This window comes from Lawsonibacter sp. (genome assembly GCF_022777125.1).
GTDB lineage: Bacteria > Bacillota > Clostridia > Oscillospirales > Oscillospiraceae > Lawsonibacter_A > Lawsonibacter_A hominis.
Window position 1 is genome coordinate 1 of the sequence record NZ_JALFGV010000081.1, and the last position, 16,825, is coordinate 16,825.

13 protein-coding genes and 1 pseudogene are annotated in these 16,825 nt (G+C 63.1%); 8 read left to right on the forward strand and 6 right to left on the reverse strand.

Going from position 1 to position 16,825, the window contains the following annotated elements; genetic code table 11:
- The 6 genes from MR825_RS06955 to MR825_RS06980 form a co-directional block, all read left to right on the forward strand.
- A partial coding sequence (locus MR825_RS06955) for a sigma-70 family RNA polymerase sigma factor (protein WP_287879779.1) occupies nucleotides 1–489 on the forward strand: 489 nt, incomplete at its 5' end.
- A 218-nt stretch (nucleotides 490–707) separates the two neighbouring features.
- The gene (locus MR825_RS06960; RefSeq protein ID WP_186906225.1) at nucleotides 708–908 is read left to right on the forward strand and encodes a helix-turn-helix domain-containing protein; all 201 of its coding nucleotides are present in this window, start codon (nucleotides 708–710) and stop codon (nucleotides 906–908) included.
- Nucleotides 901–1,857, forward strand: coding sequence for a glycosyltransferase family 2 protein (locus MR825_RS06965; protein WP_186906224.1), 957 nt, complete (start codon nucleotides 901–903; stop codon nucleotides 1,855–1,857). The genes MR825_RS06960 and MR825_RS06965 overlap by 8 nt, the downstream gene beginning before the upstream one ends.
- The gene (locus tag MR825_RS06970; RefSeq protein ID WP_186906223.1) at nucleotides 1,850–2,257 is read left to right on the forward strand and encodes a GtrA family protein; all 408 of its coding nucleotides are present in this window, start codon (nucleotides 1,850–1,852) and stop codon (nucleotides 2,255–2,257) included. Before MR825_RS06965 ends, MR825_RS06970 begins: the two co-directional genes overlap by 8 nt.
- A 38-nt stretch (nucleotides 2,258–2,295) precedes the next feature.
- Entirely contained in the window at nucleotides 2,296–4,113 is a 1,818-nt protein-coding gene (locus MR825_RS06975) for a stalk domain-containing protein (RefSeq protein WP_287879783.1), read from the forward strand.
- A gap of 2 nt (nucleotides 4,114–4,115) precedes the next feature.
- The gene (locus MR825_RS06980) at nucleotides 4,116–5,402 is read left to right on the forward strand and encodes a copper amine oxidase N-terminal domain-containing protein (protein ID WP_287879785.1); all 1,287 of its coding nucleotides are present in this window, start codon (nucleotides 4,116–4,118) and stop codon (nucleotides 5,400–5,402) included.
- Between the two features lie 14 nt (nucleotides 5,403–5,416).
- Here MR825_RS06980 and MR825_RS06985 read toward each other — a convergent pair whose 3' ends face one another.
- A complete protein-coding gene (locus tag MR825_RS06985; RefSeq protein WP_287879788.1) occupies nucleotides 5,417–6,634 on the reverse strand; it encodes a dicarboxylate/amino acid:cation symporter in 1,218 nt (405 codons plus the stop codon).
- 446 nt (nucleotides 6,635–7,080) lie between these two features.
- On the opposite strand from MR825_RS06985, the gene MR825_RS06990 reads away from it, so the two are divergent.
- Entirely contained in the window at nucleotides 7,081–9,441 is a 2,361-nt protein-coding gene (locus MR825_RS06990) for a M13-type metalloendopeptidase (RefSeq protein ID WP_287879790.1), read from the forward strand.
- Between the two features lie 76 nt (nucleotides 9,442–9,517).
- Here MR825_RS06990 and MR825_RS06995 read toward each other — a convergent pair whose 3' ends face one another.
- Nucleotides 9,518–10,900 carry an LVIVD repeat-containing protein gene (locus MR825_RS06995; protein ID WP_256176207.1) on the reverse strand — a complete coding sequence of 461 codons (1,383 nt, stop codon included), beginning with the start codon at nucleotides 10,898–10,900 and terminating at the stop codon, nucleotides 9,518–9,520.
- Nucleotides 10,901–11,132: 232 nt separating this feature from the next.
- On the opposite strand from MR825_RS06995, the gene MR825_RS07000 reads away from it, so the two are divergent.
- Nucleotides 11,133–11,522, forward strand: coding sequence for a serine proteinase (locus MR825_RS07000; RefSeq protein WP_186906218.1), 390 nt, complete (start codon nucleotides 11,133–11,135; stop codon nucleotides 11,520–11,522).
- 63 nt (nucleotides 11,523–11,585) lie between these two features.
- Here the strand turns inward: MR825_RS07000 and MR825_RS07005 are convergent, their stop codons facing one another.
- The 4 genes and pseudogenes from MR825_RS07005 to MR825_RS07020 form a co-directional block, all read right to left on the reverse strand.
- Complete coding sequence (locus MR825_RS07005) at nucleotides 11,586–12,497, reverse strand: C40 family peptidase (RefSeq protein WP_186906217.1); 912 nt, start codon at nucleotides 12,495–12,497, stop codon at nucleotides 11,586–11,588.
- A 76-nt stretch (nucleotides 12,498–12,573) separates the two neighbouring features.
- Complete coding sequence (locus MR825_RS07010; protein ID WP_186906216.1) at nucleotides 12,574–12,864, reverse strand: hypothetical protein; 291 nt, start codon at nucleotides 12,862–12,864, stop codon at nucleotides 12,574–12,576.
- Nucleotides 12,865–12,986: 122 nt separating this feature from the next.
- Nucleotides 12,987–14,354, reverse strand: a complete 1,368-nt coding sequence (locus tag MR825_RS07015) for a glycosyltransferase 87 family protein (RefSeq protein ID WP_287879793.1) — start codon at nucleotides 14,352–14,354, stop codon at nucleotides 12,987–12,989.
- 72 nt (nucleotides 14,355–14,426) lie between these two features.
- Nucleotides 14,427–16,825: pseudogene (locus tag MR825_RS07020) on the reverse strand (DNA-directed RNA polymerase subunit beta'); the annotation flags it as partial.

Genomic DNA, 16,825 nt, shown 5'->3' on the forward strand with positions numbered 1-16,825 from the left:
TATGCCGTGCCCAAGATCGCCGGGGAGATCCGCCGCTTCCTGCGGGATGACGGGGCGGTGAAGGTCAGCCGGGGCCTGAAGGAACGGGCAGGCAGCATCCGCACCGCCCGGGACCGGCTCTCCGCCCGGCTGGGCCGGGAGCCGACCCTGAGCGAGCTGTCCGAAGAGACCGGACTGGAGCCGGAGGAGATCGCCGCCGCAGAGGAGGCCAATCTGCCGGTGGCCTCGCTCCAGATGGAGACGGGAGACGGCTTTACGCTGGAGAGCGTGCTGGGGACCGACGGTATGGAAGAAGGAATCGTGGAGAAGGTGGCCCTGCGGGGGGCCGTCAACGCCCTGCCGGAGCGGGAGCGGCAGGTGATCCTGCTGCGGTACTTCCGAAACCTGACCCAGGAGAAGGCGGCCCGGGTGCTGGGGGTCTCCCAGGTGCAGGTCTCCCGCATCGAGCGCCGCGCCATGGAGAGCCTGCGGCGGAAGCTGGAAGAATAGCGGACGAAGACGGCAGAAAAGGGTTGCGTGTGTCCGAAGAGCAGGGGGCAAAAGCCCCCTGCTCTTGGTTGTTGTGGGGAGCGGAGCCTCCCGGGGAGAGGCGCAGGCGCGGCTGCCGGCAGGGCTTGCAGCGCTGTGACGCAGAACTGTTGATAGCTGAAAGCTATAGGTGAAAAGGCTATTGCTGTAAGCTATAATAAGCGCAGGGAGTGATGAGGATGGATTACAAAACCCTCATTCGGGAAAAACGAAAGGAGAAAGGGATCAGCCAGGGAAAGCTTGCGGGATTGGTGCAGGTGTCCCAGCCTTTCATTGCGGAAATCGAAAGTGGGCGCAAGAAACCGTCTCTGGATGTTTTGATGCGGATTTGCACTGTATTGGAAATTTCTTTATTTGGTGAGGAACGAAAAGATGAATGAGATTCTCTATATCGTGGTTCCGTGCTACAACGAGGAAGCGGTCCTGCCGGAGACCTCCCGGCGGCTGCGGGAAAAACTGGAAACGCTTGCAGCCATGGGGAAGATTTCCCCCCAGAGCCGGGTGCTGTTCGTCAACGACGGCTCAAAGGACAGGACCTGGGAGATCATCCGTGCCCTGCATGAGGAGTGCCCCCTGTTTTCCGGGGTGGACCTGACCCGCAACCGCGGCCACCAGAACGCCTTGCTGGCCGGGCTGATGACGGCCAAAGACCGCTGCGATATGGCCATCTCCATGGATGCGGACCTGCAGGACGACGTGGACGCGGTGGACGCCATGGTGGACAAGTTCCAGGAAGGCTGCGACATCGTCTACGGCGTGCGCTCCAGCCGGGCCAAGGATACCTTCTTCAAACGCTTCACCGCCGAGGGCTTCTACCGGCTGATGAGCCTTATGGGGGCGGAGACGGTGTTCAACCATGCCGATTACCGCCTGATGTCCCGCCGGGCGCTGGAAGGGCTGAGTCAGTTCCGGGAAGTCAATCTGTTCCTGCGGGGCATCGTGCCGATGGTGGGCTATCCCTCGGCCGTGGTGGAATACGAGCGGGGGGAGCGCTTTGCGGGAGAGAGCAAGTACCCGCTGAAAAAGATGCTCTCCTTCGCCATGGAGGGCATCACCAGCCTGTCCACCAAACCCATCCGCTATATCACGCTGCTGGGCTTTTTGATTTTCCTGGTCTCCATCGTCATGCTGGCCACGTTCATCGTCAAATGGGCCCTGGGCATGACGGTGGCGGGCTGGGCCAGCGTCATCTGCTCCGTGTGGGCCATCGGCGGGCTGATCCTGCTCTCCCTGGGGGTCATTGGAGAATATATCGGCAAGATCTATCTGGAGACCAAGCAGCGGCCCCGGTTCCTGATCCGTACGGTGCTGGAGGAAGACGATGGGTAAGCTGATCGACGGGAGCATCCCCAAATTCCTTCTGGTGGGCGTGGGCAACACGCTGCTGTCCATGGCGCTTATGTTTTTGCTGGAGGGGCTGGGCTACTGGCCCTCCACCGCCATCGCCTATGTGGCCGGAGCGGTCATGAGCTTCTTTCTCAACCGGCATTTTACCTTCCGCAGTCAGGAGACCTTGGGACGCTCGGCAATCAAATTTGCCGTTAACGTGGCCGTGTGCTATGTGCTGGCTTACGCCCTGGCGCAGCCCATCGCGGGCTGGGTGCTGGGATACAGCGGTATTGCGCCCATCTGGCAGGAACGGCTGACCAAACTGGGGGGCATGGCTCTGTACACCGTTTTGAACTACTTCGGACAGCGCTTTTTTGCGTTCCGGAAGAAGGAAGCGTAAGGCGGGCGCTGCCCGCCCCGGAGAAAAAGGAGGTTCCTATGAAGCGGTTCCTGTCCATCCTGCCGGCCCTGACGCTGGCCCTCACCCTGGTTACCCCCGCCCTGGCGACAGAGCCCCAGGCCGGGGACACCTACATCCGCATCCTGGGCAGCAGCGGCGCGCGGACGGTGGGGGTCCGTACCACCTACGGAGTGTACCGGCAGACGGCAGACGGCGCGGTGTACCGGGACGACCGGTATGAGTTTGTCTACACCGGCGACGGCGAGCACTGGACGGCGGCGGGGGCGGTGGAGAGCGGCCTGGGCGGCGGCTGGTATGACGGGACGCAGTTCCTGGCCTGCCCCTTCCAGAGCGCACAGCCCACCTGGCGCTCCGCCGACGGGGCGCACTGGACGGCCCTCACGCCGGAGGAGCAGGCGGTCCTGCCGGCGCTCCGGCGGGGCCGGGCAGAGCTGAACGGCCTTCAGTTCCTCCTCAGGGGTGGACGGGAGCTCTGGGTGACCGACGGACAGGGGCGGGCCGTGGAGCTGACGGCGGACTTCACCTCCTTCCTGGCCAGCTACGACATGGCGGACGTGCAGGCCTATCCGGCGCCCCGGGGCATCCGGGTGGAGGTCTACAGCCGGTATGGCTACGAGACCGGCGCGTCCCACACCTATCCGGCGGCGGAGTTGGAGCAGCGCCTGGCCGCTGCCCAGCCGGGGGCCTTCCAGCCCGAGCTGCTGCGGGTGGCGGGCAATGGGAAGCTCCTGTTGGGGCAGGCCCGGTTCGGCACCGACGGCGTGGAGAATCTGTACACGACCGACGGCCTCACCTGGAAAACGGCGGAGGGGATGCCGGCGGGCGAGCTGCTGCCCTACAACGGCAAGAGCTTTGTGGTGGTCAGCGGGGAACCGGCGGGGGTGTACGCCTCGGAGGACGGCCTGACCTGGCGGAGCTTGGAGGGCACCCCCTTCCAGCCGGAGCGGGAGGCGGTACTGGCCGACTACACCTTCCTTTGGACAGGGAAGGAGTACATCTCCTGCCGCACGGTGGAGGAGCCCTACGGTCCCCACGGCGCCCGGGGGGACTGGACCAGCGCCTGGAACACCAGGGTGTGCTTCGCGGACGGGGACTTTCAGCTCACGGGCTCCTGTGATTTCGGCGTCAACGTCACCGGCGTGGGCTTCCAATACGGCACCTATTACGTCCAGGCTGGCGGGACGGTCTACTCCTCCGCAGACCGGACGCACTGGACGGCCACTACTCTGACTTCCATCCCGGCGGCTCCGGAGGGGGCTCCCTATACCCTCCGTGTAACCGGAACCCAGGTAGAGGCGGCCCCGGCGGGCAGCAGCCAGTTTGTCCCCCTGTTTACCGCTCCCTATGAGGGCTTGCAGGCCTCCCTCCGGTGGGGGGAGAATGTCTATGCCGTAGAGCTGGCCGACCAGGAGGGCCGCCCGGCGGAGATTCGGGTGTTTACCGCCGCCCAGATGGCGGCGAAGTTCCTCAAAGAGCTGCGGGTCACGGTAGACGGCAAGCCGGTGACCTTCCCCATCTCCCTCTATCAGGTGAAGGGGTGTACCATGGCCCCTCTGCGGCAGATGGCCCAGGCTCTGGGCTATACCTTTGACTATGACGGCTCTTCCGGGACGGCGGTATGCACCCGGGGGACGGACACCATTTCCGTGCGCGCGGGCAACACCCAGGCCACCGTCAACGGAAAGACCACCAGCTGGCTGGCAGTGCCCGCCGAGCTGCACAAGGGTATTTTCTGCGTACCCGTCCGATTCTTTGCCGAGGCGGCGGGGGCGGATGTGACCTGGGATGCGGCGGGGCAGACCTTCTACCTCACCACAGAAATTCAGGAGGGATAAACATGAGACGACGTGTAATTTCGGTGCTGGCCGCCGCCCTGGCCGCGGCCCTTGTACTGGCCGTTCCGGCCAGTGCGTGGGAATACGCCAGCGGTAACGGGTACATCATCCGGGAGCGGGTGGAGGAGGACGGCGCCCATGTCTGGGACGTGTCTGCCAATGGCAGGGACTGGCTGCCTACGGACCGGATGCCCCGTGAGCAGGCGGCCTCCGGCAGGATGGCTCTGCTGGAGACCGGCGGCGCGGTAGTGCGGTATGACCGGCAGAGCGGAGGCATGTCCTATTGGAACGGGACAGAGTGGAAGAAGCCGGAACTGGATTTTGAGCCGTTGGAGGGCCTGGACGGAGCCGAGTATATCTATTATAATTATGATCTGGCCTACGGCGGGGAAAGCTATCTTCTGCGGCAGTATGCGACAAGCAGCGGAGGCGAGGTGAAATCGGACTGGGTGGTTCTGCTGAACGGGACGTTTCAGCAGGTGGCGAAGCATGACTTCGGCGCTCCGGTGACAGACCTGGCCTATATTGACGGTGCGTACTATGTGCTGACCCTGTGGGAGGATGGCTATAAAACCTACCGCAGCAGCGACGGCCGGAACTGGGCCCTCAGCGGCTGGAGTGTATTCGGCCTGCCGGAGCCAAGGCCGGAGAAACCGGCCACGGCCAAAACCCTGGTTCCTGGAGACGAGACTGACGGTTGGCTGATCTACCGGATGAACGGCGGTCCCCTCCAGGTGTCGGTGGACGGGGTGTACTTCCGCACCCTGGACCCGTGGAATGCGGTCGGGCTGAAGGTCTACGGCGGACAGGGCGGCGCAGTGCTGGTGCCCACGGATAAACTGGGCATTGTCACCTCGGGCAAGCCCCTAGTGGTGGACGACGCCGAGCAGGCGGCCCTGCTGCGGGACACCTTTGGGCCATCTCCCACCTATGTGGCCCTGGATGGGAAGTATTTCTCCCTGACCGACAGGACGCTCCGCACCACAGCGGGGTGCACCATGGCCCCTCTGCGTGAGCTGGCCATCTGGATGGGCTATTATGACTTCTCCTACGACGCGGCCACCGGGACGGCGGTCTGCAACAACGGGGTGCAGACCATCACCGTCCGGGTGGGCAGCACCCGGGGCCAGGTGTCCGGGCGGGGACAGGTTCCTATGGCGGTGCCGCCTGAGCTGGTGGGGTGGAAGGTCTATGTCCCGGTGCGCTTTATGGTGGACGCCGCGGGGCTGGAGGACGTGTGGGACGCGGAGCAAAACACGCTCTGGATCACCACCCCCGAACAGGCGTGAAGAAGGGGCCTCCCTCAGGCGGGGGGCCCCTTTTTGTCCGGGCGTTCGGCGGCGGACACCACCACACAGCAGGCCAGGTCGCCGGTGATATTTACCGTGGTGCGCGCCATGTCCAGCACCCGGTCGATGCCCAGGACCAGCCCGACGCCCTCTACAGGCAGCCCCACGGACTGGAGCACCATGCTCAGCATGACGGCCCCCGCGCCGGGTACTCCGGCGGTACCGATGGAGGCCAGCGTGCAGGTGACGATGACGGTGAGCTGCTGTGCGGGGGAGAGGGTCAGGCCGTAAGCGTTGGCGATAAACAGGGCGCATACGCCCTGGTAGATGGCGGTGCCGTCCATATTGATGGTAGCGCCCAGCGGGAGGATGAAGGAGCGCACCGGGTGCGGCACGCCCAGACGCTCGGCGGCCTCCATGGAAAAGGGAAGAGAGCCCGCCGAGCTGGCGGAGGAAAAGGCGAAGACCATGGCGGGCAGGGCCTGGCGGAAAAAGCGCAGAGGGCTGACCCGGCCCAGACCCCACACCGCCGCCGAGTAGCCCGCCAGAACATGGACCAGGCAGGCCCCGTAGACCAGGGCGACGACGCCCAGAAAGGACAGAAGCACCTGTGGGCCCAGCTGTGCCACGACCGGTGCGATGAGGGCGAATACGGCCACGGGGGCCAGCTTCATCACAAAGCCGGTGAGGGCATACATGGCCCGGACCAGACTGTCAAAGACGCCGTAGAGCGGCTCGCCTGTGCCGCCCAGCGTGAGGATAGCGGCCCCAAGCGCCACGGCAAAAAAGATGATCTGGAGCATATTGCCCTCGGCCAGCGCGGCGACCGGGTTGGCGGGCACCAGGTTGAGCAGAGTGTCGGCCAGACGTACGGTCTCCTCCTCGGCCGGCGCGTCCGGAAGGGCATAACCCAATCCCCGCCCCACAGGGAACAGGTTGCCCGCCAGCAGACCCAGGGTCACCGCCACGGCGGTGGTACAAAGATAAAAGAGGATGGTACGCGCGCCGATGCCCGCCGCCTGCCGGGCGTCCCCCAGACCGCAGGTGCCCGTCACGATGGAGGAAAAGACCAGGGGGACCACCAGCATCTTGACCAGATTTAAAAACAGCGTGCCCACGGGCTGAATATAGTCTGCGGCAAAGCCGGGCGCACCCTGGAGCGCCAGCCCGGCCAGCACGCCCAGGCCCAGGCCGATCAGGACCTGTATGGATAGCGGCAGCCTGCGCTTCATCCCACTCCCCCCAATTCAGGGTTAGGATACGAAAAAGACAGGAAAAAGATGCGCGGCGGTCGCAAAATATACTAGACTGAGGCGGGAAAGGAGCGGGAACGCTAAGGAGGATATCCCGGCAAAACGGAGCGCGCACCGCAATGAGAGCGCGAAAGATACAGGGAAGCGCTCCCAAGGCAGCGGAGTTTTTTGGAAACCTTAGGCAACACCGCACAATTCCCCACGCACGTCTTGGCGGCCAATTTGCCCCACAAATGCGTTGCAAAACCTTGCAATACGCAAAGTATTCCTGCGGTTTTGCGCCTTTTGGCGGCACAAATTTTTGCGCCAATCCGCACGCGTTGAATGATGCGGTAATGCCCTTAAACAATTTTAATATTTCTTTTAGGATTGCTGCAAGGGAATGGTGCTATAATGAAGCCATCAATTTGGAAGGAAGTGTCTCAATGACGAGAGGAAAACGATGGCTGGCGGGTCTGCTGGCCGCCCTGATGGCGTTCACGGCCCTGCCTGCCGCGGCCCTGGCTGCGGACGCGCCCCGCGCGCTTACCCGCGGCGAGGTATGTGAGATCCTGCTTGCCGCAGCCGACGATTATCACAGCGGACTGACTGCGGCCGATCTGCTGAAGGGGGACGGAAGCGGCGATCGGGCGGAGGGGCGCCCGGTCACCCGGGCGGAGGCCCTGGTAATGCTCTCCCGGGCCTTCGGCCCCCTGCCTGCGGCGGCGGGGGACAGCGCCCGCTGGGCCTATCCCGCCGCCCGCTTTACCGATGTGCCTGCCTGGGCGCAAACAGAGCTGGCCGATGTGTTCGCCGCGGGCATCGTAGCGGGCACCAGCGCCACGACCTTCTCTCCCGAGCTGCAAGTGACCGACCAGCAGCTGGATCTGCTGCTCCGCCGGGTGTACGCCCTGGAGGGGAGCAACCGGAAGGACGATTTCTACGCCGCGGTCAACCGGGAATGGCTGACCGCTTCTACCATTCCCGCGGGCTATGCCTACAGCGGCGCCCTGTATGATCTGGGCTATGAAGTCACCGGGCAGGTATCCGAGATCATCCGGGAGATCGCCGCCTCTGCCCCCAAGGAGGGCACCCCGGAGGAGAAGATCAAAAACCTCTACGAGAACATCCTGGATTGGGACGCCCGGAACAAAGCCGGGATCACGCCGATCAAGCCCTATCTGGACGCCATCGGCCGGGCGGAGAGCCTGGATGCGCTGATGAAGGTCCATAACGACGTGTCCAGTCAGCTGGGCGCCTCGCTGGCGCTGGGCTTTGGCCTGACGGTGGACCAAAAGGACAGCGGGAAATACATCCTCACCTTTGGGAGCCTCTCCCCCTCGCTGGGCAAAGAGGACTATGCCGCCGGCGCCGGGATCAAAGACGCCTACCTCCAGTATCTGACCACGCTGCTCACGCTGGGCGGAGAGGATGCAGCTAAGGCTGCAAAGGACGCTCAGGCTTATTATCAGGTGGAGCAGGACCTGGCCGGCGCCATGATGGACCGGCAGGAGTACGGCGATGTGGACAAAACCTATAACCTCTACACCATGCAAGCGCTTCAGGCGCTGTTCCCCAACGTGGATCTGGATGCGGTGCGGGAGGCGGAAGGCCTTTCCGAGGGCGAGGCGGTCATGGTTCAGGACGTAGCCCTGCTGGAGACCGCCGCAGCCTATTTTGACGAGGCTCACCTGGAAACGCTGAAGACCATAATGAGGCTCTATCTGCTGGGCAGCTTCGGCAGCGCGCTGGACCGGGCGTTTACCGATGCGTCCGACCGGCTCCAGCAGGCCATGTACGGCACCGACACCAGCCTGCCCGACGAGGAGCTGGCCGCCCAGCTGGTACAGGCTTACCTGGCCGATTATCTGGGCGAGGTCTACGTGGAGCGCTACTTCTCCGCCGAGGCCAAGGCCGATGTGGAGGCCATGATCGAACAGTTCCGGGGCATTTATAAGGAACGCATCCTGACGCTGGACTGGATGAGCGCCGCCACCAAGGAAAAGGCCGTGGAGAAGCTGAACGCCATCACGGTAAATGTGGGATATCCCGACCGCTGGGATACCTATCTGGATGACGCCCAGATCAGAAGCGCCGCCCAGGGCGGAAGCTATTTTGAAAATCTGGTGTCCATCACCCGGGCATCCCGGGCGGAGGCGGCGGCCCTGCAGGATCAGCCGGTCGATAAGACCGCCTGGCAGATGTCCCCCTATACGGTGAACGCCTATTACGACGCGACCTCCAACAGCATCAATTTCCCTGCCGGAATCCTCCAGGCGCCCCTGTATGACGTGCAGGCCGACCCGACCGAGAACCTGGGCGGCATCGGCTATATCATTGCCCATGAGATGACCCATGCCTTCGACAACAACGGCGCCAAGTTCGACAAGAACGGCAACGCCGCCGACTGGTGGACCGAGGAGGACTACGCCGCCTTCCGGCAGCTGTGCCAGCGGGTTGTGGCGTTTTACGACGGGGTAGAGGTCATCCCCGGCGTTACCTGCAACGGGAATCTGACCCTCTCTGAGAATATTGCGGACCTGGGCGCCCTGGCCTGCATCACCCAGGCTGAAGGCAAGGAAAAGCAGCCCGACTATCCAACGCTTTACGAGAGCGCGGCCCGCACCTGGACCTTTACCGGGACCCGGGAGATCTACGCCTATCTGGCGCAGCTGGATGTGCACGCCCCCGGCAAGCTGAGGGGCAACCGGGCTCTGCAGGCATTCGATGAATTCTATGCCGCCTTCGACATCCAGAGCGGCGACGGTATGTGGCTGGAGCCGGAACAACGCGTACAGGTCTGGTAAAACAAAACGGCGCTGCTTTCCCACGGGAGAGCAGCGCCGTTTGGCCGGTCAGAGAAACGGGGGATGGAACGGGAACTCAGACACCGTCCTTCAATTTGAGGATATACATGCCGTCGTGCCAGGTATCCATGTAGATATACCCGCGGTCGTCCACTACGCAGTCTTCGGTGGTGGCCAGCATGGGACCCGGGACGGGGATGTCGAAGAGGAGCTTCTCGGGATTCGGCGGGATGAAGTAGGCCAGCTCCTTGATATAGTAGGGGTCGGACACGTCGTACACCCGCATGCCCGCATGGAAGTAGCAGCAGTAGACCCGATTGGGGTTCTGGTCCAGCCAGGGCTTATTGCTCATGGGTTCGTGGATGTTGTGGGGGCCGAAGGGGCCCTGCATGCCGTCCAGACCGGCGGTGTTGAAGTTGGGCCAGGGGAAGTGCTCCGGCACCTCGGGATAGGGGAATTCCGCCACCAGCTGGGGATCGGTGGGGTCGGAGATGTCGATCATGTGCAGGTTGTTCATGGGCTGAGCGCCCTTGCGGGGGCCGTTGGTGAGAATGTCCTTGTTATAGAAGGGAAAGCGCTCCCCCTCGTTGGTGGCCACCAGGAAATTGCGGCCGGGCAGGGGAAGGCAGGTATGAGTGCGGGCCCCGGCGTACTTGCCGGAAAAGGGCCCCTTCAGCTTGAGCTGGCCGACCTTTTTGGGCCGGGTGACATCGGAGATGTCCAGGATGACCAGGCCCTCGCAGTAGTAGGACAGATAGGCCAGGTCGCCCACCACGAACGGAGGCCCGTGAAGCTGCGGCCAGTCCATGAACTCCCAGTGCTGGGGGCCGTCCACGGGATACTCGCCCGCTTTCATACCGTCGGTAAACTGGCGGGGCTCCCACCAGCGGCCCACCTCTACCGGGTGAGTGGGATCGATGATGTCCAGGATCCGGTAGATGTTGCCGGTAAAGCCTGGGCAGTCGGCGGACAGATGGACGTAGCGCCCGCCGTTGTACATAAAGCGGTGCACACCCATGCCGTCCGGCACGCCGGTCTCCCATTTGGAGAGCAGCTTGGGGTGGACGGGGTCGCTCTTGATGTCAAAGATCTGCAGGCTGCCCAGGCTCTTGTCGCCGGGCTTGCAGCCGTGGAGAAAGGACACGCCGCCGCCGGTGGCGCCGATCATCAGGCCGTCGGCTACCTGGATCTTGGGGGTGTTTGTGGCGGGGTACTCCTTGGGGTCGCACGCCTGCATCCAGTTGACCACCCTGGGTTCGGCGGGATCGGTCACATCCACGATATTCCAGCCCGGCCCGCGGAAAGATCCGCAGTACATATAGTATCTGCCGTCGTCGGTTTTGTGCAGGGCCATCTGGAAGGCGTTGACGCCGTTGAGATCGCAGAAGCCCACCACTTCCATGTTTTTGATATAGCCCTCGTTTCCGGGGCTCTTGGCGTAAAAGGGAGCAGACAACATTTTTACCTCCTGTTCGGAATTGCTTCTATTTATAAGGTTAACCGAAAATCGCCGCCGTGTCTAATAACAATTATCGCATCAATCGGATAACCAAATGCGTATGTTTCCCGATAAAGAACATTAAAAATGGTTAAAATCAACATGGGGCCCCTTGCGCCGGGCGGCAAAAGGGGGTAGAATAAGGCCAGATTCCAGAGGTAATGCCAAGCAGAACAAACAGGAGGTTTTTCATATGGCTTTTTTTGACGAGTTAAAGGAGCGTGCGGTCGACTTGGGCCGGGCCGGCGTGGCCAAGTCCAAGCAGCTGGCGGAAATCGGCAAGCTGAACCTGAGCAGCGCGGGCGAAGAGGACGCCATCAAGAAGGCGTATATCGAAATCGGCAAGCTCTATTATGCCGAGCGCGGCATGGCGCCCGAGACCGCTTATGTGGCCCTGTGCGAGAAGATCACCGCCAGCAAGATCACCATCGAAGAGAACAAAGCGCGCATTGCTGAGATCAAGGCCGAGGGCAATGTATCCGACGCGGAGGTCCCGCCCGTGGTCACCGACGTGCCCCCTGAGGAGCCGAGCGGCTGCGACTGTGGCTGCGAGGTCCACGAGGACGACAAGCCCCAGGAGTAACCCTCAGCCCAAAGACGTCAAACAGCCCGCACGGAAGACTCCGTGCGGGCTGTTTGGCGTTGCTTACAGGATGCGGCGCGCGCCGACGTATACGTTGTTGTAGTGACCATAGGTCAGGTTGTCGATCTTTACGGTATATGTATTGGTGGAGGCGTGGATGAATTCACCGCTGCCGATATAGATACCCACATGCGAGGCCGCCTTGGAGGTGTTGTACTTGAAGAATACCAGATCGCCGGGCTGCAGCTCGCTCTTGGAGACCGACACGCCGTTGGACAGCTGGGTGGAGGCGGTGCGGTTGATGGTGTAGCCGAAGTGGCGGTACACATAACTGGTAAAGCCGGAGCAGTCGAAACTGTTGGGGCCGTTGCCGCCGTAAACATAGGGAACACCCAGATACTGTTTGGCGTAGTCCGCTACCTGCTGCCCCAGGGAAGTGGCGGCGGCAGCGACGGTATCGTCGCCGCGGGAACCGGCGGAGTCCTTGCAGGTGACCATATAATCGCTGCTGACATAGCCGCTCAGGCCGCCGGAGGTATTGATCTTGTACCAGCCGCTGTCGATGCCCACGATGGTGACCACAGCGCCGTTGGAGAGGGCGGCGACCTTGTCGTATCCGGTGCCCGGGCCGCTGCGCATATTCAGGGTGGAACCATCCGTCTGGACCAGCCCGTAACCGATGGCCACGTCCGCTTTCTCAGACACCGTCAGGTACTCGCCGGACATATAGCCCTCCACGGACCTATAATCCACTTTGTACCAGCCGTTCCCGGCATCCTCCAAAATCACCACGGCGTCGCCCTTGGCGGCGGTGGCCAGAATAGTGGCCTCCGTCCCGGCCTCCTCCCGCAGACGCAGCGCGTCGGCCTCTACGGTACCGACGCCCAGGCTGGCGGCGGAAGCGCCTATGGTGCAGACGGCGGCCAGGGCGGTGGTGAGCAGCGCGGTGCGCAGCAGCTTGGCAGGCAGTATCATCGGCTTGTCCCTCCGTTCAAAGGTTGAGCCGCACGCAGACTGCGGCGGCTTTTTTATCATTGGTAACGATCCCGGCTCACTTGCTGGACAGGGCCCGGTCCAGCCATACGGACGCTACGTCCATAGCGGCATACAGGCTGTCCTTCTCGGTCTTTTTGACCACGCGGTCGCGGCTTTTCAGATCGGGGTCGGTCAGCTGGAGCTGGACGGCCACCTTTGTGGCCAGCTCCAGATCCTGCTCTTTCCTGCTGTTCAGAACCTGGAGCATGATGATATATTTTTCTGCCATGCTGCCGTAATAAATCAGGCTGTCCTTACGGCGAAGCGGATGGCCTTTGTAGGTCAGGGGGATATCCTTATTTGACATGAGAGCCTCCTTTTACAGGCTGTAACAATCCTGAAACACTGTAACCAAATTGTAACACATTGTTTCCGTTCCGTCAACCGCTTTCCGGGCGGAAATTTCCGGAATTTTCTCCCAAAGACGTCCTAACGGGCGGACGGGCCCGCAACGGGACGCAGGCGGGCGAACAGAGCGAGCAGAGCGAGAATCAGAGCGGCCAGCATCAACAGGGCTTCCGCCAGCATGACGTAAGTGCGTCCGCCCAGAGAGAGGATCAAGGTATATCTTTGGCGCAGATAGACGGCATAGGCGCTCAGGGAGGAGAGCTGCACCAATACGGCGCAGTACCAGCGCCGGGGAAGCGCGCAGGCCCAGGCCAGGGTGAGCACGTCGGCCAGGAAAAAGTAACGGTCGTGCATATAGGGCAGCAGGAAGGGCACTCCGATGGCCATGACCGCCGCCGCGGCCAGAAGGGCCGTTTCGTCCGCTGTTTTCCGGCGCCGCCGGAGCAGCGCCAGCAGAGTCAGCGCCAGCAGCAGCGCCGCGGCGATCCCCAGCTTGGCGCCCAGCGTCTCGTCGACCTGGGCGTCATAGGGCAAAAAAGAGAAAACCGTGGCGGCGTTGTAGCACAGACTTCCCACCCCCTCCTGGGTCTGGCCCAAATAGACCCCCAGAATATCGCCCAGAGGCTTGCCCAGCAGGAGGGCCGGCAGGATGGTGACGCCGTAGGCGGCAGGAAAGCAGAAGAGATGGCGGAATTTGAGGCGGCCCATGAGCCAGAGCGCGCCCCACAGGGGAAGCAGAAATACGGTCTGCAGTTTGAAGGAAAAGGCCACTCCCAGCAGCGCCAGAGAGGACTTGGGCCGCTGTTCCAGCGCGCAGGCCAGGGCGTGGAGGGTCAGCGCGCCGTAAAGGGAGTCGCACTGGCCCCAGCAGGACCCGTTGAGCACCACCGTGGGCAGAAGGAGCAGCAGGCAGAAGCACACCAGGGGCCGGACGCTGTCCGGCGGGCAGAAGCGCCGGACCAGCCGCAGCCCGCCCCAGGCCAGCACGACATCGAAGAGGATGGAAAAGAGCTTGATGAGATACAGGTCGGGCACCGGCAGGTAAGAGATGGCGGCCAGAAAATAGAGATAGGGCGCGTTGTAGTTGCCGATCGGCAGGCGTACCGCGGCAAAACCGCCGTTTTCCCGGAAAGCCTGCGCCCACTGGGACAGGAACGTCTCGTAGTCCGGCGTCACATAGTCCAGCAGCAGGGCGCGCAGGAAGAATGCCAGGCCGATGGGCAGCAGGGCGGTGAGCAGCCATCCGGCCGGGAAGCGCCGGAGCGCCGGAGGAACGGCGGCGCCGGCGGCTATGGCCGCCAACAAAAGAAATACGGCACACCGTGCCCCGGCGGAGCCGCGGGTCAGACCAAGAACAGGGACCAGGCTGAGCAGGAGCAGAGCCAGCCCGGTCCCGGCACAGAAGAGGGCGCGCAGAGAAGGACGGGGAGAAAGCGGCTGGGAAGACATCCTTTCACCTCACTCACGATCACTTGAAAAAGGGAAAAGGCCCGGAGCAGCGCTCCGGGCCTTTTCCGATCCTTACAATTCGACGGGGGCCGGGACGACCTCGTCGGCAATCGCTTCGCCGTCGGAAGCATCGCTCTCGGCGGTGCCCTCGTCGTCCACCTTGTCGGACTTGCGGTAGATGCTCAGACCGGAACCGGCGGGGATCAGCTTGCCGATGATGACGTTTTCCTTCAGACCCAGCAGGTGGTCCACCTTGCCCTTGATGGCGGCCTCGGTCAGGACCTTGGTGGTTTCCTGGAAGGAGGCGGCGGACAGGAAGGAGTCGGTGGCCAGACTGGCCTTGGTGATTCCCATCAGGATGCGGGTGGCGGTAGGCAGGCGCAGCTCGATGCCGTCGTTGGTCTCGCCGGCGTCGATGCGGTCCTGAACCGCGCGCTTGGCGTCCAGATACTCGATCAGGTCGATGGTGGAGCCGGAGAGCAGATCGGAATCGCCCGCGTCCTCTACCCGGACCTTGCGCATCATCTGGCGCACGATGACCTCAATGTGCTTGTCGTTGATATCCACGCCCTGCTGACGGTAGGGCTTCTGGACCTCCTGGATCAGATAGTCGTACACCGCATGGACGCCGCGGATGCGGATCACGTCCTGGGGGTAGAGGGCGCCGTCGGTGAGCGCGAAGCCCTTGGCCACCTTGTCGCCGTTCTGGACCCGGAGGCCGGCGGAGTAGGGCAGGGCGTAGGTGACCACCTCGCCGTCGTCGGCGGTGATGGTCACATTGCACATGGAGTTGCGCTTGGCCTCTTCCAGGGTGACGGTGCCGCTGATCTCAGCCAGCTGGGCCATCTTCTTGGGCTTGCGGGATTCAAACAGCTCCTCGACGCGGGGAAGACCCTGCGTGATGTCGCCGCCGGCCACGCCGCCGGTGTGGAAGGTACGCATGGTCAGCTGGGTGCCGGGCTCGCCGATGGACTGGGCGGCGATGATGCCCACCGCCTCACCGGCGCCCACGCGCTCGCCGATGGCAAGGTTGATGCCGTAGCACTTGGAGCAGACGCCGCTGCGGGACTCGCAGGTGAGCACGCTGCGGATCTTGACCTCGCAGATGCCGTGCGCCTCCAGGAACTTGGCGTCGTCCACGGTCATCATGCGATCGTGGGAGATCAGCACCTCGCCGGTCTTGGGATCGCACACGTCCTCCACCGGGTAGCGGCCCTTGAGCCGCTCGCCGAAGGTCTCGATGACCTGGCCGTTTTCCACGATCTCGCTGACGGTGATGCCGTCGTGGGTGCCGCAGTCGTGCTCCCGGATGATGACCTCCTGGGACACGTCCACCAGACGGCGGGTCAGGTAACCCGAGTCGGCGGTACGCAGCGCGGTATCGGCCATGCCCTTCCGGGCGCCTCGGGAGGAGATAAAGTACTCCAGCACGGACAGGCCTTCGCGGAAGTTGGACTTGATGGGGATCTCGATGGTACGGCCGGAGGTGTCGGCCATCAGGCCGCGCATGCCGGCCAGCTGGCGGATCTGAGCGGAAGAGCCGCGGGCGCCGGAGTCCGCCATCATCCAGATGGGGTTGTACCGGTCCAGACCCGCCATCAGGGCCTCGGTCACGTCCTTGGTGGTCTTTTCCCACGCCTCCACCACCAGGCGGTAGCGCTCTTCGTTGGTCAGGAAGCCGCGCTTGTACTGCCGGTCGATCTTGACGATCTCCTGCTCGGTGGCGGCGATGAGGCCGTTCTTCTCGGGCGGCACGGTCATGTCGTAGATGGAGACGGTCAGCGCGCCCCGGGTGGAGAACTTATACCCCTTGGCCTTGATGGTGTCCAGCACGCCGGCGGACACGGTGAAGCCGTGCTTGGTGATGCACTTGTCGATGATCTTGCCCAGCTGCTTTTTGCCGGTGACGAAATTGATCTCCGGCTCAAACATGGCATCGGGGTCGCTGCGGTCCACGAAACCCAGGTCCTGGGGGATCCCCTCGTTGAAGATCAGGCGGCCCACAGTAGTACGCACCAGTTTGTGGAGCACTTTGCCGTCCACCTCGCGGGAGCGGCGGACCAGGATGGGCACGTGCAGCTCCAGCTCTCCCTCGTCATAGGCCAGACGGGCCTCAATGTCGTCGGAGAAGACGTGGAGCACCTCCCGGGGCAGCTGGCCGTCCTCCGTTTCGGCGCAGATGCCGGCGTAGGTGGGAATATCGTCCAGACGGCCGGGGGTCTTGACCCAGATATAATCGTCGGGGGCCACCACGCCCTCAGCCAAGGCGGCCTTGACGCTGGCCACATCATCGAAGGTTTCCCCGATGGTGTGCTCGGGGTATTTCTCGTAAGTCAGGTAGTAGGAGCCCAGCACCATGTCCTGGGTGGGCACGGTGACGGGGCCGCCGTCCTGGGGCCGCAGCAGGTTGTTGGCGGACAGCATGAGCACCCGGGCCTCGGTCTGAGCCTCGGCGGACAAGGGGACGTGGA